Here is a 25318-nt window from a genome sequence, read left to right as displayed (position 1 = left end):
CCGCTCAACGATACTCATCGATCGCCTCCACCAGCGCTTTCACATTTTCCCACGGGGCGTCGTTTTCAATCTCGACGTAGAAAATCCCGCCCCCGCCCAGCTCGTGATAAATATCGGCGTACGTCCGTACCGCGGCGCGAATTTCGTCCGGCGAGCCGAACGGCATCAGATGCTGACGATCCGGGTGCAGATAGGCGGTGATACCGTGCTCGCGACACTTCAGGGCAAACGCCCGCGTGTCCACACGGTTCGCCTGATGCCAGATGCCGTCGATCCCCATATCCGCCAGTTCATCGAAGATCGGGCCGAGAAATCCGCAGGAATGGAAGAAGACCTTCCGCCCCGCTTCGTGGATACGCCTGAAAAGCCTTTCATAACGCGGGCGATAGATCCGGCGGAACCGTTCCGGAGAAATGATCGGCGTCTCCTGAAACCCCCAGTCATCGACGAACATCACGACATCGGCCCCGCAGTACAGCATATATTCCATGCGCCCGCGCATGTTCTCCGTCAGCCGGTCGAGCAGTCGCATCAGACGTTCGTCCTCCGTATAGAGTTCCACCAGCACGTCATCCATCGGACGGAGCTGGAGCAGCATGTGAAAGAGAAAAAGGCCGCCGCGGAAGACGAGATAATCTTCGCGCAGCCGTTCGATCTCATTTCGCTCCGCCCGGGCCTCCGGCGAGTCGAGGGCGGGGGGCTCAGGCATGACGTAGTGCTCGAGCGCGGCATAGTCGGCGAGCGGGTGGCGGAGCACCTGGCCGGCGATCCCGAACACGCGATGACGCGTCACTACCCCCCACTCGTCCTCTTTGATCTCGTCGTACTCGCCCCCCTTCAGCGTCTCCGGATCCGGCCCGTGGATCGAACTGAAATCCACCGGGTTGTCCGGCGGGTAGCGGTTGAATAGGTCGAGCAGCTTGCGACCATGGACGTAGAGTCCCGCCGGGGAGGGGTGATAGACCACGGGGATACGATCCGGCCGGGTGTACTCGAAGGCGCGGATCATTCGTTCGCGTGAGTTCATGCCCTGCACCTCTTCCGGTCGAAGTACCCCCGGGCCGCCTCGAACATCGCCACCACGTTCTCCGCAGGCACGTCGTCCTGGATCTCGTGAGCCGCGGCGAGCACATACCCGCCCGACTCCGCACGCATCGCCTCCAGCACCCCCTCCACGCCGGCACGAACGTCCTCCGCCGAACCTTCACGAAGCAGCGACTGGGTATCGATGCCGCCCCAGAAGCTGAGACGTTCTCCGAACGCGGCCCGAAGCCGCTCCGGTTCCATGTCCCGGGCGCCGGGCTGGACCGGATTGAGGATCTCCACCCCGGCGTCGATAAGGGCCGGGATCACGGGATAAACCGAACCGCAGGTGTGATGAAAAAAACGCGCGCCGGTGAATCGTCGCGTGAACGCGATGCGCTCGCGGTAACAGGGTGCGATCATGTCCGCGAACAGCTCAGGCGAAACGAACAAACCGTGCTGCGTCCCGAAATCATCGCCGCTGGTGGTGACGTCGATAAAATCGCCGAGCGCCCCGTAGTAGATCTCGATAACCTCCTTCTGATAGGCGAGAACACGGTCGAAGAATTTCCTCACGAAATCGCGGTCGATCGCCATCTTCAACAGAAAATCGTCGAACCCGCACATCCAGCACCCCAGCTCGAATACGCCCAGCACCGGGTGGGTCGCACATACGACATAAGGCGTTTCCTCGTGCAGACGCTTCGCCTCCAGACGGAAATGTTCGATCCGCGAGGGGTCGATCCGCCCCGGGTCCGGCCACGGATAGTCGTCCAGATCCTCTGCGGACGCGCCCCGGAGCGGGGATTCCGCGATCTCCCAGTACCGCCCCGTATACCGCTGCCGGATGCCCCAGCAGTTCACGCGTTCCGTGTCCGATATCCGCCGCGCAAGGTCGCTTTCGGGGAAAAGCGTCGCTCCGACCCTGCGGAAATCGATGTCGAAATGACGCAGCAGACGTTCGTCGAAAAAAGCATTTTCTTCCCGCTGCGGCGGCGCGGAAAATCCGAGCACGTCCAGCAGCCTCCGTTCCACCGTTTCGCACGCCGAGGTCAGGACGGTCCCGGCGAGGTCGAACGGGGCGCGGTCGACCGGCTGCCGCCGCAGAGCGGCCACGAAGCGCTCACGATAACGCATCGCACCCACCCTTCCCGCCGAAAAAGGCATCCTCCAGCAATCCGCAGAGGAGATGATACACGGGCACCATCAGCTCCTGCACCTGCGCCGTCTCCGTCGCCGGAATATGAATGCAGCCGTCGCAGAGCTCCGTCATCCCTGAAACACCACGCCCCGTGATCGCGAACACCGCCGCCCCGCGCAGCCGCGCCACCTTCAATGCATTGAGCACGTTCGGAGACGAACCGGAGGTCGTCAGCCCGAGCACCGCATCGCGTTCGCCGCATAACCCGTACACCTGCTGCGCATACACCATCTCCGCCGCCGTATCGTTCGCGACCGCCGAGGCCAGAGAAAGTCCCGTACCTAAAGCGAGGGCCGGGAGGCAGGGAGTCAGCAGATCCGCCAGTCGCGATCCGCCGTCCGGGAAAAGCCGCACAAGCCTTTCCCTGTCACCCTCCGGAAGCCTCCTCGAAAACCGGAAGTCCTTCATCAACTCGCCCTCGATGTGAGCCGCATCCGCCGCACTTCCTCCGTTCCCGCAAATCAGCAGCCGGCCGCCCCCGCGATACATCCTTACCAGCCTCCGGAAAACGTCACGGATCTCCTCCGCACATGAACTCAACGCCGGAAACCGCGCGAAATGACGTTCCATCTCCGCTTCCATCCATCATCCTCCCCGCTCCCGGGGCCCTGATCGCCCCGCCGGGAAAAACCCTAGCCCGATGCCCGGAGACAACTCAACGCAAAAATACGAAAATATAATATTAAAATATGCTTACCTCATTCTATTTTATCCTATATTTAGCTCTATATTCGATTTATGTCCTATTATAATATACGAAAATTATTTTTTCGAAAGAGAGGAGGAGTACGGAAGATGTCAGCCAAAGTAACACTCAAGACGCTCAGCGAGGAATTAGGCGTAAGTGTAGCCACGGTGAGCAAGGCGCTGAGCAATTCGCCTGAAATCAGCCCGGAGACCAAGCAGCGGATTTGCGGGAAGGCGCATGAGTACGGATTCAGGCCGCGGCCGACCGCGGCGCGCACGACGAATATATGTGCCCTGATTCAGACGCCTTCGCCGGAAGTGAGTTGTTTTTCTCCGTACACGGTGGCCGTGATGGAGGGCATGATGGCGTATCTCCGGGAGGCCGGGCTGGGATTCTCGCTGTACAGCGACGAGACGGCCGGACTGAACGGCGGCACGCTGCTCCGCCAGCTCGGATCGCGGAATATCCACGGTGCGGTGATTCTCAACGCCGATGAGCATAGCCGGTATTACGAGGAGTTTGATCGGGTGCCGTTTCACTACTGCAGCCTCCACACCGATCCCCGGAACACGGGGACCCGTCTGCTGAGCATCGATCATACGCAGGCGGCTTACGAAGCGGTCCGCTATCTGCTCCAGCTCGGTCACCGCAGGATCGCGACACTGGTCACGCCCGCCCATTCACAGACGGGACGCGCCCGTCTGCAGGGCTACCGTCGGGCGCTGGAAGAGGCGGGGCTGGCCGAGGACCCCGAATTGATCGTGACCTCCCGGCGGGGGCGCGACGGGCTGGAGCTGGGCAATCATGAGACCCACAGGCTGATGAAACGGCGCCCCGATGTGACGGCGCTGTTCGTCATGGGCGAACGGGTCGCGCTGGGGGCCCGCCATGCGCTCGATGATTGCGGTCTGGGGGTCCCGCGCGATGTCTCGCTGATGACATTCGACGATCCCCCGGAGGCGGCGTACCTGTCTCCTCCGCTGACGGTTATGCGCATGCCCAACCGCCGCCTGGGCTACGCCGCGGCCCGCTGGGTCCACGAGATGGTCACCGGTACGGCTCCGGATGAATACCCGCGCGAACCGTGGATGCGCGGGGAACTGGTGGTACGCGACAGCACCGGGCCGGCGCCGGCGAGGCCCGGAACAGGCTGAGTCCGTCCGGCAGAACGGGGCATCCGGGGTGCGGCGAATGGACGCGGCGCGCACAGCCTATTCACTTCATTCCGGGCCCTGCGCCGGGAACTGGTCGCCGGTACGGCCGAGGGCGCGCACGTCGAGACTCTTGAGCTTATCACCGGAGCGGACCGTGACCGTTCGCTTTTCGCCGGCCATGAGATCGAAATAGTTATCCTCAATCGCGGCCTCACGCAACTCTTCGACCGGGAGATGGACATAGACGAACCGGCAGTAGTTCTTCGCCTCGATGGTCACGCGCGTGAGCCATCCGTCCCCGTCGCGTTCCGGCTCATCGGAGGTCCAAGCAAACTCCGGCTCCTCGAACGGCACATCCCTGAATATCGTCGGGAAGAAAATCGCCGTGCGCTCCCCGCCGTCCGTCTTCCACCGCGCATGGAGAAAACGATCCGGCCCCTTCACGCGGCCGGGCGGGATTGAAGCGACCTGTATCGAGCAGTTCGCGGGCGAATACCCGTCCACGCTCTCCGTCCAGTGCACCTTGCCGTTCAGGTCACGGCAGCTCAACTCGATCTCGCCCGCGGCATCCTCGAGCGTGTCGTTGAGCAGGTGAACGGTCAATTCGTCGTGGACGCGCTTGATCGTAATGGCGAGCGGATCGAACATCGTCTTGCACATGAAATACGAAGGCTTCAGCGCGCCGTAGAAATCGACGTCCGCCCAGTTCGACGTCGGCCAGCACTCGTTGAACATCCAGCGCAGCGCACCGCTGCCGGCCCACTTCACCGCGCGGTAGAAACCCAGTTCCTCGCGCACCATCTCGGCGTGCGCCATCATGGCCTTGCGCGTAAAGCTGTCGGCATCGATGCACGGACCGATAATCCCCTCCGCCATCCTGACCTGCGCCGTCACGTAACGCGGGTAGGTCTCCGGATTGGCGGGATGATACATGACGTGGTAATCGACGACGTCGTTCGGCGGCCACAGGTCTTCGGGGGCGAGGAACCGGAGCTGAGAATCCATGGGCGAAGGCCCCTGCAGACAGATCTCACCGTTGAAGACGGTGCGGATGTCCTTGAGCCGCTCGCGGAAGGACTCGAATGTCACATCCGACGAACGCGGCCACGTGGACCAGTGCGTCTCGCCGGTGGTCTGGACCTGGCCGCGGTCGGACTTCGAGTGCGGCGAAGCACTGATGTACGGGGTGGCCGGTGACAGATCGCCGACGATGCCCCGGTAGTAGTAGCTCATCAGCCGCCGGCCGGGGCGATCGGGTTCGTAATTGTGCGCGTTTGAACTCTCGTTGCCGCCGCACCAGCAGACGACCGAGGGGTGGTTGCGCAGCCGCCGGACCTGGTACTCCGCTTCGGCCACGATGTTGTCGAGGAAGCCCTGGTGATCGTCCGGCGCTTCCGCACAGGCGTTGGCGAAGTCCTGCCAGACCATGATCCCGCGCCGGTCGCACTCGTCATAGAACGCGTCCTTTTCGTAAATGCCGCCGCCCCAGATGCGAATCGTGTTGAAGTGGGCCTCCTCGGCACGGGCGACGAGCCGCGCGTAATCGTCGGGACGGGTCACCCCGGGAAAGCAGTGCGCCGGCACCCAGTTCGCGCCTTTCAGAAAGACGCGATGACCGTTGACCCGGAACGTAAAGCTCTGGCGGTCCTTCTCCAGGACCTTCTCTTCGATCGATACCGACCGGAACCCGAAGGTGCGCTCGACGCGGTCCTGCTCCTCTTTGCCGTCCGCGTCCAGGAAACGCACCACACAGGTGTAGCAGTTCGGGTCGCCCATGCCGTTCGGCCACCACAGCTTCGGGTCGTCGACCTTGAAGCAGAGAAAATTGTTCACGCCCGAGACCTCGATGCGTTCGCGCGCGACCACCTCGTCGCCGTCCCGCAGCTCCGCCTCGAGTACGCCCTGAGGGAAATAATCGGTCTGCGCCGCCACGGGTACGCCCCTGGGGGCCTCCTCCTCGGAATCCGGCCGCAGATGACGGACCTCGACGCGCACGCAGCAGTCGCCCTCATCATCCGCCTCGATCCGGACGTCCTCAATCGTCCGCCCGTCGGAACACTCCAGCCGTACGCCGCGCCAGATCCCCAGGGCGAGCGCATCAGGGGCCCAGTCCCATCCGAACTGGCACTGTGCGTGCCGGACCAGGCTGCGGCCCGGAGTAAACAGCGACCAGTACTCGGGAAATTCCTCGTGAAGCTGCTGCACCTTCCCGCGGGTCGGCTCGAAACAGACCTCGAGCACGTTCGTCCCGACCTTCAGGGCTTCGCGCACATCGAACCGGAACGCCCGGAACGCATTGACCGCCCTGCCCACCTCGGTTCCGTTTACGAAAACGGTTGCAAACAGGTCCAGCCCGTCAAAAACCAGCTCGGCGAAAGGTCCGGGCGCGGCCTCGAGTTCAAATTCCGTCCGGTACCACCAGTACTTATCCTCGACCCACTTGGCCTCGCGCAGGTTGGTGCGATAGAACAGATCCTGCGGCAGAAGACCGGCTTCGCTGAGCGAAACATTTACATCACCGGGCACGGCGGCGTCGATCCACTGCGCGTCCTTCGCCGGCCGCCCGCCTTCGGTCCAGGTCAGCCCCCATACACCGTCCAGATCGTTTACATGCTTCATCCTTCAGCGTCCTCTCAACAAATAAAAGGGGCCTTCCAGGCCCCATCCCGCCATTCGATTTTTTTGCGGGCGAAAAGATACTCAATATTCCAATCGCCTCCCCGTTGTCAAGCGTGTTGCGGGAGAATCGGGATCAGTCCCCTTCGTACCAGGGGTTGACGCGGCTCTCGCGCCAGCTTTGATCCTGCATATCGGGCGAGCCGAAAATGATGCTCTCCACGTGCCCGTCGCAGAAGACCGCATTAAACCAGCAGTCCATCAATTCACCGGAACCGTGGCGCGGGGCAGCATTATGACGAGTCAATTCAGGCGGATCCGTCGTGGTAAACTGGTTAGCGTGAAACGCCCACCCGACGAATTCGGGGTCCGCCTCGCCCGTCTCTGGGTTCCGCCCCATGCAGTCGACGATCATCATGATCTTCGCCGGGCGCTTCACTTCGGCCATCCGCCTCAGCGGGATCCCGCTGTCCGGCCCCTCAGGCTCGTTCGAACCCGGCGGTGCGGCGCGCCCGACGAATAGATTGGGATTATCCCCGTACGACGGACAGCCCCATCCGCTAAGGTCCGTGGCATCCGGGCAATTCAGCACCGAAAGCGTGTCTTCCCGCCAGGGCCCGTGGCGTTTAACCTCGAGATAATCGTACAGCCATTCATACCAGAGGCCCTTGGTCATGCCGGGCTGAGGATCCCAACTCTCCACGTGCGGGGGGAAACACCCTTTGTGATCCATCTGGTACGCGAAGACCGCCTCGCCCAGCCGCCGCAGGTTACCCCTGCACTGCTGGGAACGGGCCTCCGAAATCGCCTCCTGCGCGAAGGGTGTCAGGATCGTCAGCAGAATCCCGACAATCGCCACCACCACGAGCAGCTCGATCATGGTAAACCCGCGACATTTTTTAAATCGGTTCATCGTCCTGACTATGCTCACTGTAAACTCGCCCTCCCAGCCTCAACGTACCGAAACATTAACACTAAAAAAGGCTTCGTCAAGTCCGAACAGGATCGGCAGGGTTTTTCTTCCGAACGTTTGTAGTAGCGCCTGGCCTGCCCCCGGCACAGGCCAGGCGCGTGAAAGATAACGGCCCTGGACCCGCTGCGCGGACCTGCGGGCCTGCTACGAACGTAAGAAAGAACGCACGATTTATTTGACCGTGCTCTTCTCATTCATCTTTGCGATCCCGGCGCCTTTGCGAGAGACCTTTCTTGTGTTTTCGACCACGGATTACACCAATGGCACGGATGGGATCTCGAAATCCGAATCGAAGTCGAAATCGGGATCGCTGTGGGTGTGGCCTGCGCCGGGGGATCCCTTTCTCACTCGTACCCGGGACGGACGATCGCGCCGGACTTGACCCGGTCGAGCAGGGCCTGCATTTCCGCGGCCTTTTCGGGGTGTTCGACGACAATATTTCTGTGCTGGCCGGGATCGTCGTCCAGGTTGTACAGCTGGGCCTCCGGAGCCCCGGCGCGAATCTCGCCCTCCGGCGTGATATCGCTGTTCTCGAACCCGCACTCCTGGTAGCTCGCGTACATGCGGCGATGATTGGCGTGTTCTTCGCCGGCACTGACGCCGCCTGATCCCTGTCCGTCATAATAGAGCCAATCCCCGTGGCGAATCCCGAACAGGAGGGAACGGCTCCCCCAGTTGAAGACGACCGGCCGCTCGCGCAGTCGTGCGGTGCCCGGTTCATTCTGCAGAATCGGCAGCATGTTGAAACTGTCCGGCGCCTCGCCCGCAGGAACAGTCTGGCCGGTCACGGCGGCCAGGGTCGAAAATATATCCGTCAGGCACACCGGCACCTCGGAACTGCCCCCCGCGGGAATCCGGCCGGGCCAGCGCGCGAGAAACGGAACCCGCACCCCGCCCTGCCAGACGTCGGTCTTCTGGCCGAGAAGCTCGTCGTTGGGATGATGGCCCTTTTCCAGCGATTCGAGATCGATTCTGCCGCCGTTGTCGCTGGTGAATATGACCAGCGTGTGCTCCAGCGCTCCGGCCTCTTCGAGCGTGCGCAAAACCTCTCCGACCGTCCAGTCCAGCTCGCGGACAAAATCTCCATACGGCCCGTACGGACTGCGCCCCTTGAACCGCTCTCCCGGCGTGAGCGGGGTGTGGACATTGTTCGGGCAGTAGTAGAAGAAGAACGGTTCACGTCCGGCCGCCTCGCGGAGAAAGCCGCAGGCCTTGTCGTTCAGCACCGCCGCGTTCTTTTCAAAATCGATCTCGTGCACCGCGGATGGGATGGACCGGTCACGACCTTCGCCGGTAATTCGCTCGTCGGTATCCGTGATCCCCACCACATGGTGATTCTCGATATAAAACCGGAATCGGTTCGAGGCGTCTCCGAAGAAGTAGTCGAAACCGACCTCGAGCGGGCCGTTGACCAGTTTCGCGTTCCAGTCGCGCTGTTCGTTCATCAGCCCGAGATGCCACTTGCCCACGGCGCCGGTATGATAGCCCGCGATCTTCATCATTTCGGCCATGGTGAGCGGGTCCTCGATCCGCACCCCGGGGTTGCCGTCGAGCAGGCAGGGATGGATATGGGTGACCCAGAGCTGCCCCTCGTCATGACGCGGTGCGCGCCAGGGATAGGTGCCGCTCATCATCGCGTAGCGGGTCGGGCAGCAGACCGGGCTCGGCGCGTAGGCGTCGGTGAGCTTCATACCCTCCCGTGCCAGCCGGTCGATGTTCGGCGTGGGTATGTCCGACCCGTAACAGCCGGCGTCCGCCCACCCGAGATCGTCCGCCAGGATCAACACCACGTTCGGCCGCGCCCCGCCGCCCGTCCCGTTGAACTTCGCCGCCCGCGCCCCTGCCGGGACCGCGGCCGTCACCGCAACCCCCGCCCCCAGCCTGCTCAGAAAATGTCTGCGCTTCATCCACGCCTCCTGTGGGAAAACCCTGCGATCGCAACATGACGATAATTATGCGTCGACGTGGCGACAAGCAGAAAAGCCTCATTTATCCGTGCTACCGGTGTTATCCGCGGTCCTCACTTCTTTCCCGTGCACAATTCAGGTCAAAGCGAAATAATAATAAATATTTATTTTGATCCGAAGCGTGGTCATATATTCTGAACGCGTAAACATCGGCTGATAAAGCGTCCGTACGGGGCGGGGAGAGCACACACCATGCAGACCACGAATCACCCAATCCGAATGCGCAGGCGGGACTGGCTGGCGGGGATGACGGCGGTGCTGCCCACGTCCATGTTCGCCCTTACGGCGCGCGACGAGCGGCCGAACGTGCTCTACGTCTTCAGCGACGAGCACCGCTGGCAGGGGCTTTCGTTCACCGGGCTTCCCGAACTTCAGACACCCCGCTTCGCGCGCATGGCCGCCGAAGGGGTCAGTATGGACGGGTGCATCAGCAACAACCCGATCTGCATGCCGCACCGCGCCTTGCTCATGACCGGACGCTGGTCGTACGCGAACGGCATCCTCGAAAACAGCGGCACGATGAAGGAGGAGGAACAGACCCTCGCGCACACCTTCGGCGCCGCGGGCTACGCAACCGGTTACGTCGGCAAGTGGCACCTCGGAGCCTCACAGTCTTACGCGGGATTCGACGAACACTACAACTGGGGCGGATCCAACGATCACTGGGACTCCACGTGGAACCGGATACACGCCGGCGGGGAAACCCACACCTGCACGCGCTACAACGCCACCGCGATGACCGACCAGGCGGTCGACTTCATCCGCCGCCACGCGGGATCCGGGAGACCCTTCTTTCTTATGATCTCCTGGAATCCGCCCCACTATCGCTGGGACGATGCGCCCGAAGACAAGCTCGCGCTGTATCCCGACCGGGAGGCGCTCCCCTTCCGGCCCAATGTGCCCGAGCGGCTCCACGATAAACAGTGGTCGATCTACCGGCACTACCACGCCCACATTTCGGCAATCGACGACGAAATGGGGCGCCTGCTGGACCTGATCGACGAAATGGGCATCGATGAAAACACGATCGTCGTCTACTCCTCCGACCACGGATCGATGTTCGGTTCACAGGGCATGGGCAGCAAACGCATCCCCTACGACGAGTCGATCCGCGTGCCCTTCATCGTCCGCGCCCCGGGGCGCGTGCCGGACGGCCGCCGCGAACCGGCGCTGTTCGGCAGCATCGACATCTATCCCACCCTGTGCGGGATGGCGGGCATTCCCGTCCCGGACCACTGCCAGGGGCGCGATATCTCGGCGGCCATCATGGGCCGGGAACCCATGGAATCGAAGCCGCAGTTCATGATGCATATCAGCAACAAGAAGCAGTACCAGCGGGAACAGGAGGACCCGGACGCGCCGAACTGGCATCCGTTCTTCCGCGGGGTGCGCACCGACCGCTACACCTACGCCTACGGTGAGGACGGCGTCTGGATCCTGATCGACAACGAGAACGACCCCTGGCAGATGAACAACCTCAAGGACGATCCGGATTACGCGGACGTCCGGGAGGACATGCACGCCCTGCTGGAGTCGATGCTCGCGCAATACGAAGACCCGTATCTCGATCCTGAGATCCGCGCCCTGCCGCTCGACGAGCGCATCACGCGCCAGTATCTCGATGCGGCCCGGGCGGCGCTGGAAGAGGCGTAGCCCCGCCGATAGCGTAACGCGGCGGAGGCGGAAGAGCGATGCGCGGTTCCGCACAGCGGTATTGCACCCGGCTCCGCTCTGCAGGGCTGCGGACCTGCTGCAAACAGGAAAAGCATTTCGCCGTTCTCCGCCCACTGCATCGTACTCGCATGCGAAAACCCCTCCCCGATTTCGCGCCTCGGATTCGACCTTCGCAAATAGATCAGGCTAGCCCCGACGATACTGCAGCGGCGTCTGGCCCGTATATCGCCGGAAGGCCGTGGCGAAGTTCTGACTCGAGGAAAACCCCGTATCGAGGGCGAGTTCCGTCACGGGACGGTCTGTATCGCGAAGCAGACGCCGCGCGAGTTCGAGCCGCTGTTCAACATGGTACTCGTGCGGCGTCATGCGCAGCTCCCGCTTGAAGAGGTCGAAGAGCCGTCGCGGCGAAACGCGAACGGCCCGGGCCAGATTCTGCAGGGACCAGTCGGCGTCGGGATGCTCGTCGATCAGCCGTACGGCCTGGGCGATGGCAGGGTGCTGCGCGATCTTCGCACCCCGTGGCGATCCGGGCGCGGGATGCAGGGCGCGATGAATCTCTACAGCCAGCACCCGCGCGGCCGATTCCATGACCACGGTCTTCGCTTCCGAATCGGACACCATCTCGCGCACGAAGAGGTGGATGATCTCCCGCATCGAACGCGTGAGCGGAAAGGTCACAGGCTCGAGTGACCAGGGAAGATCCACTCCCTCGACCGGAGGATCGAACTGCGTCGGGCGAACCCCGAGCGCGAAGTGATGATTCTCGTCCTCCTCAAATGACTCGAGATGATGCGACCGCTCCGGCGGGATAAGCAATACCTGCGCCGGGGCCACCGTAAGGCGGCGACGCCCGATCGACCACACCGTCCCGCCTCTGAACTGCGCATGGAATTCGTAGCAATGCATCGTGTGCCGCTGTACCGGCATGCTGCGCGGCACCCACGCCTCCTGCGCGCCCGAAAACCAGGGAGGGTCGCCCGGTTCCGACTCAACCAGAAATCCGGCGAGAAACTTGGATGGACGACTCACCATCATGTTATTTCAATAAATGAAATTATGCCGATTTTCAAACTTTTTATGCCGAATCGGAGAGGCACGCATGGAACTTTTCCTTTAGCTTAACCGTATGAAGAAAAAAGCACACCAAAGCGCTGCCCGATCAGGAGGAGTACGCCCCATGCAAAACGAGCAAACCCTGTTCGAAAAGAGGATCATTCGCTCGGCGATCGAATTCACCCGGGCCTACCGGGAACACGCGGACGATCCCAAAGCCCTGCGCGAGGCGCACTGCGTGCGCACCCAGTTCCCCGCCCTGCTCAAGCCGATCCGCGAAAAAGACCTCTTCGCCGGCATCATGGAGAAGGCGAGCTACCTGGTGAAGGTCTCTGTCCAGGGATTCGACGAGACGATCGTCGACGGCGTGCCAATTACCGAGGATGCGGTCGATACGGGTGACCCGGCAAGCACCCTCGGCCCCCGCATCCAGCAGGCCGGCTATTGCGTCCACTCCGAATATATGACCTATCTCGCGCAGCAGCACCCCGAATACGCCGCCGAACTCAAAGAACTCCGCGCATTCTGGGAACAGGAAAACACGTGGCGACGATTCAACGAGGCCCTCCCCCCCGAATTGTGCGAGTACCCGATGCAGAGCATCCTCCCCTACACGCTGCGCGAGGGCGAGGGCCCGATCCTGCACATCGGATCCTGCCGGATCGCCGGCATGCTGCCCGACTACGACAAACTGCTTCAGCGAGGCCTCAACGGCCTGGCGGACGAGCTGATCGAGCGTGGAAAGCGCACGCAGACCGATGACGAAAAGGCTGTCATTCAAGCCATGCTGATGACGCTCGATACCGTGAAATCCGCCTGCGCGCATTACGCCGAAGAAGCGCGCGCGAAGATGAAAGGAGCGACGGAGAAGCGGCGGGGCGAACTCGAACGCATCGCCGGGGCCCTCGATGCGGTACGGCAGCGCAAACCGGAGTCGCTCTTCGAGGCGATCCAGCTTTACCGCCTCTACGCGGTCATGGCTGAGACGTTCGACTGCGGGCGCATGGACGTCTACCTCGGCGACTTCTACGCGCACGACATAGACCAGGGCGTCATTACGGATGAGGACGCCATTGAGATGCTGACCTCGCTCTGGACGATGATTGACGATTACACCGTCAATTCCGGCGGCCGCCTGGCCCTCGGCGGGCGCGGACGGCGCAACGAAAAGAACGCCGACCGCTTCGCGATCGTGGCCATGGAGACCACGCGGCGCAAGCGCTCGATCCTTCCGACCATGACATTGCGCTTCTACGACGGCATCGATCCGGCCGTGATGAGCAAGGCGTATGACGTGATCGGCGAGGGCTGCCTCTACCCCATGCTCTACAACGACGACCGCTGCATCGAGGGCGTCTCGCGGATCATGAACCTCCCGATGGAAGACGCCGTGAATTACCTTCCGCTCGGATGCGGCGAATACAGCCTGAACAAAATCGGTATCGGCAGTCCGAACACGGCACTGAACATCACCAAGGCGCTCGAAGCGGCGCTGCACAACGGGCGCGACGCCCTGACCGGGCGCAGAAACGGACCGGAGACCGGCGATCCCGGGACGTTCGAAACCTTCGATCAGCTCTATGAGGCGTTCCGGGAACAGGTAAGCTGTCTGGCACGCATTTCCGCCCGCTGCCACGATATCGAGTACCGGATCGAAGGCGCCGACTGCGCCTTTCTGCTCAATGCGATTTTGAGCGAGGACTGCATTGAAAAGGCCGCGGGGCTGATCGAAGGGATCCGTTATCGCGGCGGCTGCGCGGAGGGCTTCGGCGGCACCCCCGCGGGCGAGAGTCTCTACAACATCCGCCGCCTCGTCTACGAGGACAAGAAGTACACGCTCCCGCAGCTCATCGCGATCCTCGATGCGGACTACAAAAATCACGAGGCGCTGCGGCGCGAGCTGCTGGCGCTCCCGAAATACGGGAACGACGAACCGGACGTCGATGCGATGGTCCACGAGGTCAACCGCTTCTGCAACCGGGCCGTTGCGGAGGCGATCGAAGGCACGGATCTGCACTACTATATCATGAGCAGCGTGAACCCCGGCGGCGTCCGGCTCGGGTACGAAACGGGCGCTTCCGCGGACGGACGCAGACGCGGCGAGGCCTTTTCCATCGGCAACAGCCCGCTGGCCGGACGCGATAAGAACGGCATCACCGCCCTCTTCAATTCGATCATCGGAACCCCGATCGAAAACGGGGGCTACATCACCAATTTCAAACTGTCGAAGTCGATGTTCGACGAAGAGAACCGCCCCAAGACCGAGGCGCTGTTCGACGCCTACTTCGGCGACGGCGGCCAGCAGGCGAATGTCACCGTCGTCGGCCGGCGCGATCTCGAGGACGCCATCGAGCATCCGGAGAAATACCCGCACGTCCTGATCCGCGTCGGCGGATGGTCTGCACGGTTCATTGATCTGGAAGAGCGTATACAGCAGGAAGTGCTGCACCGGACGCTGTACTGAGCCCGCCGACGGGGACAGGAGGATATGGGGCATGGAAGCTCGAGAACGAACAGGACTCGTTCTGGACATCCACCGCTGTTCGCTGCACGACGGGCCGGGGATCCGCACCACCGTATTTCTCAAAGGCTGCCCGCTGAACTGCGCGTGGTGTCACAATCCGGAGTCGATCTCGTTTCAACGGGAACTCTATTTCATTCCCGAACGCTGCACGGCCTGCGGCGCCTGTGTCGCGGCCTGCCGGAACGGGGTCCACCACCTCGATCCCGCCACGGGCGAACACGCGATCGACCGGGCCTCATGCACCGCCTGCGGCGCCTGCGTTCGGACCTGCCCGGCAGAGGCGCTCGAGATCAAGGGCCGGGAGATGAGCGTGGAGGAGGTCATGGAACCCGTGCTCAAAGACCGCCGCTACTACGATCGATCCGGCGGCGGAGTCACGCTCTCCGGGGGCGAGCCGATGGCGCAGTTCGAATTCACCGCCGAACTGCTTGCCGCCGCGCGGGAGAATGAGATCCATACCTGCCTCGAAACGTGCGGCCATGCCCCCGCCGAACGGTTTGACGCGATCCTCGAGGTCGTCGACCTGTTTCTGTTCGACGTCAAGGGGCTCGACCCCGACCGGCACAAGGCGAACACCGGGGTTACGACGGACCTGATTCTGAGCAACCTGGATCGGATTCTGAAACGGGGCGGCCACGTCCGGCTGCGGTGCCCGCTCGTCCCCGGCCGCAACGACTCCGATGAGGACCTGCGCCGGCTCGCCGATCTCTACCGCCGGTACGCGGACGCGCTGGAGGGCATGGAGATCATGCCGTATCACGCGATGGGAGAGGCCAAGGGCGCGCGTGTCGGAAGACCGGTCCCGCCGCTTAAAGCTGAAACCGCAAGCGAGGAGCAGAAGACCCGCTGGACGGCCTGGCTTCGAGAGGCGGGCTGTCCGGTGTAAATCCAACCCGCAGCAACGGGTTCCACCCCGTCCCTGGCGTCTTCCCTGGAGGGACGGGTTCCACCCCGTCCTCTTGATGGTCGGCGTGGGAGGGACGGGTTCCACCCCGTCCTCTTTGTGGTCGGCGTGGGAGGGACGGGTTCCACCCCGTCCTCTTTTCGGTCGGCGTTGGAGGGACGGGTTCCACCCCGTCCCCTTTGCGGTCGGCGTTGGAGGGACGGGTTCCACCCCGTCCCCTTTGCGGTCGGCGTGGAAGCCGACCCTCCCCGTATAACCCCACGGATTATCGGGGTTCGCGGAGATCCTGCTGAGTGCGGATATTCCGACAATCTTTCCAATAGCGGGGAAAGACGTTTTTGTTCATATACTCCGACGTATTTCTCCGCCCCAGAATCTCGCGCGCGTGGTGCAACCGTGCCATCCGCTCTTCCGCCCCGCCGAACACGAGGGCGGGGTCATTGGATTGACGACCCGGACACAGGTGGCAGCTCACCTGTTCATAGTCCTCGAGCACCGCCGCCATAGGCTCGCGATTCGACGGGCCGAAGAGGGCTCCGGTGAATTCGCGCAGCAGATCCTCGCCGGAACGAGACGGATCCCACATGAGCTGCGCGGCCACATACGAATTCCACACTGTCAAAAGTGGTATTCGATGCGTCCGATCGCTTCCTCCCGCCCTGTAGCGGTGTTTCTGTGAAACGCCCCGCGGCTCATAGAGCCGCCTCTACAACGTTGCGTGATTACACCACGTTCACCAGTAAAAGCCGTGCGCCTTGATTTTCTCGCGGCCCGGACCGGGCTGTTCGATTTCGATCACACGCAGGTCATCGATCTCCGCTCCGCCGGCAAGATGCAGGCCGAGAGTGTCCTGCGTTTCGGCGATCCCCTCCGCCTCGAGACAGAAGTACTTCCATCGCGACGGAATCCCCTGGAAGACGCCGATCTTCCCCTCATCCCATTCGCCTTTCGCCTCATCAAGCGCGTAGATCAGCACGCGCGAGGTCTTCGGCATCCGCGCCCAGAATCCGATCAGGTAACGTGAGGACGGCTTCGGATCACCCAGTTTCACGGTGAAGTATCCATTGCCCTCCGCGTGACGCAAACAGTGCCCCCCGCGTGCACTCGAGGGATCTGCGACCAGGGGCAGAGATCCGTCCGCTTCGCCGTGAAGCCGCACGAATCGTTCGCCGCCGGGCTCGAAGCTGTCGTGAAAGAGCAGCGCGCGCCCTTCGCTCAACGCCATTCCCTCCGGCAGCGGAGGTTCGTCGGTTAACGATGAATGGAGCGGAAACACAACCCGCCGGACCTTGGTCGACCCGAGCGGAACGAGTTCGACTTCGACCTTCTCTCCTCCGCGCGTGACGAGCCGACCGCGCAGTCGGAGAGGCGGCTCGACCCAGGGGTGTTTTTCTCCGGCGGATTCTGTGCGCACGAGTTCAAACGGTTCGTCCGGATCGATCGCGTAGTTCCACCCCGTGGCATCGAGGGTTTTCACATCGAACCGGTGATGACCGGAATCGAAATACTCCTCAATCGGCTCGATAGTATGTTCGAGAGGAAGCGCGAACACCAGCGGCCCGCGTTTGAGATAGCAGCCTCCCTCGTCACTCCAGACCGTCTCCGAGGCAGGCTGCATGATCTTTTCGACCGGGTAGTCGAAGACCAGCTCCACGGTGTCCCCCGTACGCCAGCGCCGGCGGATCTCGAGAAACCCTCCCTCATCGCGGACCTTCGCGCCGTCCGGCGCGTTCACCTGCATGCGCCGCGCCGATGCGGGTCGGCGGAGGTAGAGGGTGAACTCGACGGGGGTTTCCGTTTCGATGGCGAGGCGCACCCGGTCGGAAAACGGATAAACCGTCTCCTCACGAATCGCCACGCCGGTGCCGCCGAGCCGGGTCCGCACTTCGCACGGCCCGTACTGCATCAGGACGAGTCCCGGGTGATCCGTGCGGCGCATCCACATGCTTTCGACGAAATAGGATATGTAGCGCGCGCCGCTCATGGCGCAGCAGGGCGCGCCGTGGCAGGCGGAATAGGCGTCGCGATGCCCGCGCCCGGCCTCGTTGATTTCAAGGCGGTTATCGCTGGAGGTGTACTGCACGGCCTTGAGGTAGGGGTGAAAGCGCGCGGCCTGGGCGGCGTTGCAGGCGATCCGCTCCACCCATTCTGCGGCGCGGCGGTCGAGCGTGAACATCGACACCTTATTCAACGCCCGCGTGAACTGAAGGATCGTGCAGTACTCCTTCGCGCAGTCCGCATTCCCGCGACGGTGCTCCACCCCCTCGGCACTCTGGATGCATCCGCCGGGGGTGAAGTGGTACTCCAGGATGTCCATCGCGTTGGCCGTGGCCTCCTCCAGGTCCGACGCGGGCCGAACGGCGTTCACAAAAAATGGCACCATGAACTGTTCGCCGAGGTGGGCGCCGTGGGTGGAAAAGGTGTGATTCTCGTCGAGCAGCGGCGCGACACTGATCTCACCTTTCGGCGACCAGTCCTCGCGGTACAGGAACTCCGCGAAGTCGGCATAGCGGTCCTCGCCCGTGATCCGGTACAGCCATTCGAGGATATCCATGAACGCGAGCCCGTGTGTCCAGCCCCCGCCGCTCGAGCCGTAGTGCCAGCCGAAGTAGTAGTTGTGCGGGCCGTAGGTCTCCATAACCAGATCGACGCCGCGTGTCACGGAATCGAGCACCCGGGCATCGCCCGTGTACTCGTAGAAGGAGAGCATCATCAGCATCTCGAGCGTCATCGTCCACAGCTCACCGTTTTCCTGACGGTGCTGGAGACGGACTTCCGGACGGTACATGCCGAGATAACCGCTCTCCGGCTGGTCCGCCATGATTCGCTCGATCCAGCCGCGCGCGATCTCGCTGTAATGATCCTGACCGGTCAGAAAAGCGAGACGCGTAACTGACTCCTTCCACAGTCCTTCGACCTCTCCGCACCACCAGGGTTTGACCTTCCGCTTGATCGGCGAATGGAGAAGGTTCGGCTCTTCGTAGTTCGACTTGTTGTCCACGAAGATGTCCTGCGCGGCCATGGGGCTGATCTCGTCATAGTGCGCGATGTAGCCCTCCTCCAGATCGCCGCGCATCTGTTCGAGCATCCACCCCCGCGGCCGGACCTCTCCGCTGCGCAACAGGGTGAGATGCGTCGGATACGTCCCCGCCCGATCTTCGGCCCCCGAAGCCGCCCCCGCCAGCAGGAGCGCCGCCATCGCCATCATTCCCTGATACAACTTCATTTCTCCCCCTAAAAGAAAAACCCCCGCCGATTCTGATCGCCGGGGGTTGGCGTCGCGATCACGACCACTCAGACACGCTTCATCCGCCGCAGGACGGCGAGCCCCGCAGCCGCGAGACCGAGCATCCCGAGGGTGGCCGGTTCGGGAATCACCGTCAGCGTCGTGTTGTCGTCCGACAGCGAGACGTAATCTTCCCAATAATACGGACTGGCTGCGTTGGTGGTCTGCATCGCATGACCGGCATACGTGATATCTTCATTCCCTATATACCACTTCCACTGGGCCGGGATCAGGGCACTTCCACCGTTGGTCTCCCACACGAACGCACCCATGAAATGATTGTCGCCGACCGTTGGATCCCCGTCGGGGTCCTCAAAATCAATCTCCGGAATCGTCGTTCCGTTGATCTGGTGCCAGATGCCGGTTCCCCCGGAGAGCGCCGTCATCTGCGCGTTGTTATTGATCGCGTTGGTCAGGATCGTAACCATGGCGTTGCTCAGGGTCAGCCGGCTCAGGTCGCTGTTCGCAAAGGTCTTATCGGCGTACACCGTCCCCGCGATCAGATTGAACCAATTCGTTCCGCCGTTACTCCACAGACTCAGCTGCTGATCCGTCACCATAATGTTCGTGTACGAACCGTCATTCCCCGTGTCATTCAGCGTGTACCTGGCGTTATAGCGGATCCTCATCTCATAGTCGTCGTCGGCGAAGGTTCCGCCACGCTGTTCGATCCAGTAATCGTCAAACGCACCGGCAGACCAGTAATTCGTGAGATTCGGTTCGCTCCCGGTCAGAATCCCGACGCGATTGCTGCTGAGCAGGGGCTGGGTGTTGTTCTCCCAGTTCCACCCCTGATCAAGACGACCGTTAAAACCCTCCCAGTCATTATCGAACGTAAGTTCCGTCTGCGCACCGGCACAGAGCACGGCGGCCATCACGAGAACCAGGGCCATACTTAGTTTCTTCATCAGTCTCCCTCCTTGAATGTGAATGCAATGATCAACCTTCCCCAATCACCCCCCTCTGCCACGAAACTAGCAGAAAGATTTAACCGGTCAATATTTTTTTTGGCGGTCGGGGACGGAAGGCGACGCGCCCTACCTGATACGCATCGGTCCGAGCAGCCCGGAGGGCAGAAGTTCCGAGTCCTCTTTCCAGGGAGTAAACGTGGCGAAAGTATATCGCCCGCTGGGGCGCTTTTTATCCCCGGTCACCCATTCGGGAATGCTTTTCGGCCATCCGCGCGCATCGCGCTCGTAGTCCAGCGGCAACTGCTCGTCGCCGATCATGCGGTTGACCATCAGATTGCTGACCTCGATCTCAAGCCGGTTCTTCCCTTCGCGCAGCGCCCCCGTCACCTCGACCCGCCACGGCGCGCACCATACGGTCCCCAGCTCGCGGCCGTTGAGCCGCACCGTCGCCACGTTCTCGACACGGCCCAGGTCGAGGAACATGCGCCGATCCGCCTCCACCTGCGCCATTTCGAACGTGCGCCGGTACACCGCAGTTCCGGAGTAGTAGCGGACGCCCTTGTCCTCATGATCGCGCCAGTCCGTAAGCTCCGCAAACATCACCGACTCCGGTCCGCCCCATTCGGGGTCGAACGAGACCCGCCACGGACCGCCGATCTCGCGCATCACGGGCCGTTCCGCAAAATTGACCTCCGCGGACGGTTCCGCCGCACCCGCCTCACGAAAGAGCACGAAGTACGACTCCAGCGGGGCAAAATCCAGCGGCACACGAATCATCGGCCCTTCGACGGAATATTCGGGCAACGGACGCGTCTCCCCGGTCCGGGGGTCCCACAGCTCGGGCCGTTTTCCCGTGACCCGAAAAGCGCAGTCGACGTCCTCCGCTTCCTTCCGCTGCGTATTGGCCACAAAGTAGATCTCGGTTCCGTCCTCCATGCGGCGGTGGACGTGCAGGTAGGGCGTCCGCGGATCCGGGACGGGCGCGCGGAAATCGGGCGGAATATCCATCCGCGCAACGATCTCACTGACCGGCCGCCACCAGAACAGGGTCCCCTGCCCCACGCGTCGACCCGCATCGGGGCATGCCCGGCCTTCGCCCCAGATCTCCTCGACCCGCCGCTTCAACGCGGCGTCCGAATCCGGATAACCGGACAGACCGGTCGTCCGTTCCGGCGGGGCGGCCACGATCGTCGCCCCGGCTTCGAGCAGTTCCTCCAGCTTACGTGCCATGGCGAGGCTCATCGCCGGACGGTCGGGCAGCACCAGCAGCCGGTAGCGCATGCCGTGCGGCAGGACGAGATCGCCGTCTTCCACGCTCAGATCGCGCAGGATGATCTCCGGGCTGCAGACGTCGTAGTCCAGCCCGCGCCCCGGATGCAGATCCCCCTTCACGTCCAGTGACTTGCTCGGTGAATCCTCTCCGCACGAGTACAGCACATCGGCGACGAAACGTCCCTGCCGCAGGAGATACTGGCAGCGCGAGACGTAACGGTTAAACGCCGGCGCGCCGTGACACCAGAGCGGATTCGTCCGCTCAAAATGCTGGCCGCAGCCCCCGACGGTCATGCCGGGCACGACGTTCATCCACGGCTGGTGCGCGCTCACGTGAAAAACCATCCGGTTCACCCCGCCCGCAAAGATCACGTTCGCGGTCAGCTTCTGATCGTCGAAATCCGTCGACCAGTCACCGCCGTCCTCCGGACGCGTATTGGACGTGAACGACTCACAGCCGACGATGTTCCTCCCCGCGACGTGAGCGGGGGAAGCGCCCAGTTTCGCCCAGAACGCCGGCGTGACCCGGTCCCCGCGCCAGACCTCGCACATCGGCACGTCGACCCGCATCCCCGCGTCGGACGAGTCGAACTGGTTCTGGTGGTAGGGTTCGTTTGAAAACAGCGCGCCCGCTTCGGCCGCCCGGTCACGGGTGTGCGCGAAATACTCGTCCGCGATCAACCCGGTCACCACCCGCCGCACATCGCCGAGAAAGCGCTCGGAAATCTCCAGGTCGCCGACCACCCGACCGGTCATCACCGGCAGCAGCCGGCGCAGGTCGTAGCCCGTCCGCTGCTCGAAGGCCTCGCCGAATCCCTGCGACCAGTTCTGCGCGCCGACCTCCCAGCTGTCGATATGCACCCCGTCGATGTGCGGGGCGACATCCGGGTCGTCGAAGTAGGGGCTCAGCGCGTGACGCCACTGAAAGTCCACCGCCTCGGCGCGGTGTTTATCGCAGTCGAGCCCGCTGCCGCCGTAGGCCGGATTCGAGTTCAGCGCGCCGGTGGGGGTGCGTCCGAGGCGCAGGATGGTCCAGTCGCCGGGCGGGGCCTTCCAGCTGAGTCGCCCTTCGGCATCCATATGCTCCGAGAGATCAATCACGTGGTTCAAGGGGATCACCGCGTCTTTCTCCGGCGCGGGCGAGGAAAACGCGGGCGCGGGGTCATCGAGCCCGTGGTCGTGAAACATGGCCTTGGCCGATCCGTCTTCGATGCGGTACCCGGGCTGCACGGCGAGCCCGGTCAACCGGACCTCGCCCGCCCCGCGCTCGAGCGGAAACCGGAGTTTCCAGAACCGGGCGTGCTCGGGGGCGAAGGGCGCCTCGACCGGCATTCGGTCCCCCATCGGAAACGACCGCACCTCGCGCCACGACTCGCCGTCGTCCGAGGCGAAGAGGAATCCCTCACGAATGGTCGGCGTACAGCTCCGGTGCACGTCGAGCCGCACGCTGCGGGCGGTGAACGGTTCGGGATATTCGAGCACGATCTCCCCGGCCTTTTCCGCCGAGGTCTTCAGCCGCGAAAAGACATACGGCGAAGGGTGTCCGTGCTTTGAAGAGTCGAAGTCCGGATCGTTGGCCGTGATTTCCGGTTCGCCGGGCAGGGCCTGCTCAGCTTCCGGCGTGGGGAAGGCGAGAACGGCCACGTCGCGATACCAGTCGAGCGTCTCTTCCGGACCGAAGAACTCCGGGCGGTAGGTCTCGATGACCGGCGGCCGGGCGAGCACCCGTTCCACCTTCTTCCCGCCCTGCACGCGCGTCTCGCTCCAGGTCAGTTTCTGCATCGCGTATTCGGGGGTAATCCACGGCCCGCCGCTCGACGACCAGCCCGCGCCGTTGTAGAGGACCACCTCGAGCCCCCGCTCGCCCGCGCCCCGAATGGCGTGCTTGATCAGGGCCATCCCCTCGGGCGAGTTGAACTCGACCGGCCCCTTCGGGAACATGCGCATGACGTTCAGGATGTACACCCCGCCGACGCCCGCGTCCACGAACCCGTCCAAATCCGCGTCGAGGCCCTCCTCCGTAATGTGACCGTTGACCCAGTACCAGAACACGTAAGGACGGGTTTCCGGCGGGGGTTCGGCGAATCCGGCTTCCAGGGCATCGCGCGGCGCACCGCCGGCCGCGCCGGCACAAAGTGTGGATGCGGTAAGGGCCGCGACGGCCCAGAGGGTCCAGTTTCTATTCATGATGCGCTCCTATGTTGAGAATATCCGGGGGCGAACGACGGAATGGAGGGTCGGCTTCCACGCCGACCGCAAAAGAGGACGGGGTGTAACCCGTCCCTCCAACGCCGACCGCAAAGAGGACGGGGTGTAACCCGTCCCTCCAGGAGAAACGGACGGGGTGTAACCCGTCCCTCCAGGAGAAACGGACGGGGTGTAACCCGTCCCTCCAGGAGAAACGGACGGGGTGTAACCCGTTTCTCCAAAGGAACCGGACGGGGTATAACCCGTCCCTTCAAGGTTAACCCGACGGATGGGGTGTAACCCGTCCCTCCAGATGGAGGGATCGGCTGAATGAAGGATCCTCCCCGGGCTCATCCCTTGAACTCCGACCATTCCGCCGGGAACGATCCTCCTTCGAGAAACGCGCTCAGGAGCGGGTCGCCGGTTGTGCGCATCTCGCGTTCCATCAGCGCCTTCATGTTTTTCTTCGCCCGGGCGTAGTCCGGGTCGTCGATCACGTTGTTCAGGCACCAGGGATCCTTTTCCCGGTCGTAGAGTTCTTCGCGCGTCCGGTGCAGGATAAAGTCCACCCGTTCGGCCAGATCTTCGTCCGTCTCCGCCGCCGCCTGCATGGCGGCAAACGTCAAACCGCTCTGCCGCTCCCCGCGCGTCTCCGTCTCGCCGTCCGGCCACGGGTTGAAGATATATGAGTATTTCTTTGTATGGATGGCGCGTTTCGGGCACACCTGCACGCCGGGTTTGACGTAGTTGTAGGTGGTGAAGATGTGATCGCGGCCCTTTTGCGGACGGCCCCTGAACAGCGGCACGAGCGAGCGGCCGTTGATATCCTTCGGCGCGGGCAGCCCCTGGATATCCAGGATCGTGGGCATCACGTCCATGGTGCTCACGAAATGGTCGCGGTCGACGCGCCCCCCGCCCTTCGCGCCCGGAAAGCGCAGCAGCAGCGGCGTCCGGGTCGAGTACGGGTAGCAGTTCTGTTTGGACGTGGGGAACGAAGCCCCGTTATCGCTGTAGAAGACCACGAGGGTCTCCTCCAGCACGCCTTCGGCCTCCAGTGTTTTCAACACGGCGCCCAGCGACTGGTCCGCACGATGAACGCCGTTATAGTACTGTGCCATCTCCCTGCGGATCGCGGGAAGCTGGGGGAGGTACGGGGGTATCCAGGCCTCGGACGGACTGCAGACGTCGTCGTAATCCGCCGCGAAAATCCGGTCCTTCGCCTGCGGAAAATCCTCCTTCACCTTCTGCACCTTCTGTTTCGACTGCTCGCTGCCCGGGAATCCGCGGTGCGGATCGCCGGTGTGCACGCCGATAAAGAAAGGTTTCTCCTCTTTGCGCGCCTCCCCGATGAACGTCTTCACGTCACCGGCCAGCATTTCCGGTACGCGGCCGAATCCGCGACCGCCGTGACCCGGAATGAAGTGGGACCACTCGAACGACCTGTAATCGCGGCCCTTGTTAGTCGAACCCGTGAACCAGCCGTGCCGCATCAGAATTTCCGGGAGACTGGGGACACCTTCCGGCACCGACACGAATCCCATCGATCCGTTCACGTGCGGGTGCTTGCCTGTCATGGTCGACTGCCGCGCCGGCTGACAGACCGCACAGCTCACGTGGGCGCGGGAAAAGTAGAGCGCCTCGCTTGCGAGCCGGTCCATATTCGGCGTAAGCCCGTCCTTGACGGGAAAGCCGGCGAAATTCGGCGACATGTAATCCATGTCGTCCACCGTAAAGATAAGGACGTTTCGAAAGCCCGTTGCGCCGTTCATCATCCCCGGCCGCAGCACCGCCGCGGCCCCGGTCATCGCCGACAGGCTCAGAAAATCAGCACGATTCATGGTCCCTCCTTTTTTCCGGTTTGGCTCAAAAACGCAGCCCTTCGCCC

Annotated in this window: 16 protein-coding genes and 1 pseudogene; 5 read left to right on the top strand and 12 right to left on the bottom strand. The window is 62.8% G+C overall.

Annotated elements, in window-relative coordinates:
- Window positions 1–4: 4 nt before the first annotated feature.
- Genes L21SP4_RS02085 through L21SP4_RS02075 form a run of 3 tightly spaced genes read right to left on the bottom strand, consistent with a single transcriptional unit; the run spans window position 5 to window position 2806 of the window.
- Window positions 5–1027 carry a uroporphyrinogen decarboxylase family protein gene (locus tag L21SP4_RS02085; protein ID WP_052881112.1) on the bottom strand — a complete coding sequence of 341 codons (1023 nt, stop codon included), beginning with the start codon at window positions 1025–1027 and terminating at the stop codon, window positions 5–7.
- The gene (locus L21SP4_RS02080) at window positions 1024–2160 is read right to left on the bottom strand and encodes a uroporphyrinogen decarboxylase family protein (protein WP_052881111.1); all 1137 of its coding nucleotides are present in this window, start codon (window positions 2158–2160) and stop codon (window positions 1024–1026) included. The genes L21SP4_RS02085 and L21SP4_RS02080 overlap by 4 nt, the downstream gene beginning before the upstream one ends.
- Window positions 2147–2806, bottom strand: coding sequence for a D-sedoheptulose-7-phosphate isomerase (locus L21SP4_RS02075; RefSeq protein ID WP_052881110.1), 660 nt, complete (start codon window positions 2804–2806; stop codon window positions 2147–2149). Before L21SP4_RS02075 ends, L21SP4_RS02080 begins: the two co-directional genes overlap by 14 nt.
- A 213-nt stretch (window positions 2807–3019) precedes the next feature.
- On the opposite strand from L21SP4_RS02075, the gene L21SP4_RS02070 reads away from it, so the two are divergent.
- Window positions 3020–4066 carry a LacI family DNA-binding transcriptional regulator gene (locus tag L21SP4_RS02070; protein ID WP_074041340.1) on the top strand — a complete coding sequence of 349 codons (1047 nt, stop codon included), beginning with the start codon at window positions 3020–3022 and terminating at the stop codon, window positions 4064–4066.
- A gap of 66 nt (window positions 4067–4132) precedes the next feature.
- Here the strand turns inward: L21SP4_RS02070 and L21SP4_RS02065 are convergent, their stop codons facing one another.
- The 3 genes from L21SP4_RS02065 to L21SP4_RS02055 form a co-directional block, all read right to left on the bottom strand.
- Entirely contained in the window at window positions 4133–6685 is a 2553-nt protein-coding gene (locus L21SP4_RS02065; protein ID WP_052881108.1) for a beta-mannosidase, read from the bottom strand.
- A 133-nt stretch (window positions 6686–6818) separates the two neighbouring features.
- Window positions 6819–7595, bottom strand: coding sequence for a prepilin-type N-terminal cleavage/methylation domain-containing protein (locus L21SP4_RS02060; RefSeq protein WP_074041338.1), 777 nt, complete (start codon window positions 7593–7595; stop codon window positions 6819–6821).
- Between the two features lie 404 nt (window positions 7596–7999).
- The gene (locus L21SP4_RS02055; protein ID WP_052881106.1) at window positions 8000–9562 is read right to left on the bottom strand and encodes a sulfatase family protein; all 1563 of its coding nucleotides are present in this window, start codon (window positions 9560–9562) and stop codon (window positions 8000–8002) included.
- Window positions 9563–9814: 252 nt separating this feature from the next.
- On the opposite strand from L21SP4_RS02055, the gene L21SP4_RS02050 reads away from it, so the two are divergent.
- Complete coding sequence (locus tag L21SP4_RS02050) at window positions 9815–11275, top strand: sulfatase family protein (RefSeq protein WP_082116454.1); 1461 nt, start codon at window positions 9815–9817, stop codon at window positions 11273–11275.
- Between the two features lie 207 nt (window positions 11276–11482).
- Here the strand turns inward: L21SP4_RS02050 and L21SP4_RS02045 are convergent, their stop codons facing one another.
- Window positions 11483–12331, bottom strand: coding sequence for a helix-turn-helix domain-containing protein (locus L21SP4_RS02045; protein ID WP_052881104.1), 849 nt, complete (start codon window positions 12329–12331; stop codon window positions 11483–11485).
- Window positions 12332–12473: 142 nt separating this feature from the next.
- On the opposite strand from L21SP4_RS02045, the gene L21SP4_RS02040 reads away from it, so the two are divergent.
- Both L21SP4_RS02040 and L21SP4_RS02035 read left to right on the top strand, forming a co-directional pair.
- Entirely contained in the window at window positions 12474–14813 is a 2340-nt protein-coding gene (locus L21SP4_RS02040) for a pyruvate formate lyase family protein (protein WP_052881103.1), read from the top strand.
- 31 nt (window positions 14814–14844) lie between these two features.
- Window positions 14845–15759, top strand: coding sequence for a glycyl-radical enzyme activating protein (locus L21SP4_RS02035; protein ID WP_052881102.1), 915 nt, complete (start codon window positions 14845–14847; stop codon window positions 15757–15759).
- Window positions 15760–16042: 283 nt separating this feature from the next.
- Here L21SP4_RS02035 and L21SP4_RS02030 read toward each other — a convergent pair whose 3' ends face one another.
- The 4 genes from L21SP4_RS02030 to L21SP4_RS02015 all read right to left on the bottom strand — a co-directional run bounded on the left by L21SP4_RS02030 (window position 16043) and on the right by L21SP4_RS02015 (window position 23433).
- Entirely contained in the window at window positions 16043–16399 is a 357-nt protein-coding gene (locus L21SP4_RS02030) for a hypothetical protein (RefSeq protein ID WP_144413718.1), read from the bottom strand.
- A 111-nt stretch (window positions 16400–16510) separates the two neighbouring features.
- On the bottom strand, window positions 16511–19003 hold the full coding sequence (locus L21SP4_RS02025; protein WP_082116452.1) for a beta-L-arabinofuranosidase domain-containing protein: 2493 nt from the start codon (window positions 19001–19003) through the stop codon (window positions 16511–16513).
- A 68-nt stretch (window positions 19004–19071) separates the two neighbouring features.
- Entirely contained in the window at window positions 19072–19971 is a 900-nt protein-coding gene (locus tag L21SP4_RS02020) for a PEP-CTERM sorting domain-containing protein (RefSeq protein ID WP_082116451.1), read from the bottom strand.
- A 129-nt stretch (window positions 19972–20100) separates the two neighbouring features.
- A complete protein-coding gene (locus tag L21SP4_RS02015; RefSeq protein WP_052881098.1) occupies window positions 20101–23433 on the bottom strand; it encodes a glycosyl hydrolase in 3333 nt (1110 codons plus the stop codon).
- 119 nt (window positions 23434–23552) lie between these two features.
- Between L21SP4_RS02015 and L21SP4_RS13445 the strand changes: the two are divergent.
- A pseudogene (locus tag L21SP4_RS13445) lies at window positions 23553–23714 on the top strand (DUF1720 domain-containing protein); the annotation flags it as partial.
- A gap of 69 nt (window positions 23715–23783) precedes the next feature.
- Here L21SP4_RS13445 and L21SP4_RS02010 read toward each other — a convergent pair.
- Entirely contained in the window at window positions 23784–25271 is a 1488-nt protein-coding gene (locus L21SP4_RS02010) for a sulfatase family protein (protein ID WP_052881097.1), read from the bottom strand.
- Between the last annotated feature and the right edge of the window lie 47 nt (window positions 25272–25318).

This window comes from Kiritimatiella glycovorans (assembly GCF_001017655.1).
GTDB classification, from domain to species: Bacteria; Verrucomicrobiota; Kiritimatiellia; order Kiritimatiellales; family Kiritimatiellaceae; genus Kiritimatiella; species Kiritimatiella glycovorans.
This window is presented reverse-complemented; position numbering and strand designations above follow the sequence as displayed.

Excerpts from the sequence above, each read along its gene's own strand:
- L21SP4_RS02085 (WP_052881112.1), bottom strand. The coding sequence starts at position 1,027 with ATGAACTCACGCGAACGAATGATCCGCGCCTTCGAGTACACCCGGCCG.
- L21SP4_RS02080 (WP_052881111.1), bottom strand. The coding sequence starts at position 2,160 with ATGCGTTATCGTGAGCGCTTCGTGGCCGCTCTGCGGCGGCAGCCGGTC.
- L21SP4_RS02075 (WP_052881110.1), bottom strand. The coding sequence starts at position 2,806 with ATGGAAGCGGAGATGGAACGTCATTTCGCGCGGTTTCCGGCGTTGAGT.
- L21SP4_RS02070 (WP_074041340.1), top strand. The coding sequence starts at position 3,020 with ATGTCAGCCAAAGTAACACTCAAGACGCTCAGCGAGGAATTAGGCGTA.
- L21SP4_RS02065 (WP_052881108.1), bottom strand. The coding sequence starts at position 6,685 with ATGAAGCATGTAAACGATCTGGACGGTGTATGGGGGCTGACCTGGACC.
- L21SP4_RS02060 (WP_074041338.1), bottom strand. The coding sequence starts at position 7,595 with ATGAACCGATTTAAAAAATGTCGCGGGTTTACCATGATCGAGCTGCTC.
- L21SP4_RS02055 (WP_052881106.1), bottom strand. The coding sequence starts at position 9,562 with ATGAAGCGCAGACATTTTCTGAGCAGGCTGGGGGCGGGGGTTGCGGTG.
- L21SP4_RS02050 (WP_082116454.1), top strand. The coding sequence starts at position 9,815 with ATGCAGACCACGAATCACCCAATCCGAATGCGCAGGCGGGACTGGCTG.
- L21SP4_RS02045 (WP_052881104.1), bottom strand. The coding sequence starts at position 12,331 with ATGATGGTGAGTCGTCCATCCAAGTTTCTCGCCGGATTTCTGGTTGAG.
- L21SP4_RS02040 (WP_052881103.1), top strand. The coding sequence starts at position 12,474 with ATGCAAAACGAGCAAACCCTGTTCGAAAAGAGGATCATTCGCTCGGCG.
- L21SP4_RS02035 (WP_052881102.1), top strand. The coding sequence starts at position 14,845 with ATGGAAGCTCGAGAACGAACAGGACTCGTTCTGGACATCCACCGCTGT.
- L21SP4_RS02025 (WP_082116452.1), bottom strand. The coding sequence starts at position 19,003 with ATGAAGTTGTATCAGGGAATGATGGCGATGGCGGCGCTCCTGCTGGCG.
- L21SP4_RS02020 (WP_082116451.1), bottom strand. The coding sequence starts at position 19,971 with ATGAAGAAACTAAGTATGGCCCTGGTTCTCGTGATGGCCGCCGTGCTC.
- L21SP4_RS02015 (WP_052881098.1), bottom strand. The coding sequence starts at position 23,433 with ATGAATAGAAACTGGACCCTCTGGGCCGTCGCGGCCCTTACCGCATCC.
- L21SP4_RS02010 (WP_052881097.1), bottom strand. The coding sequence starts at position 25,271 with ATGAATCGTGCTGATTTTCTGAGCCTGTCGGCGATGACCGGGGCCGCG.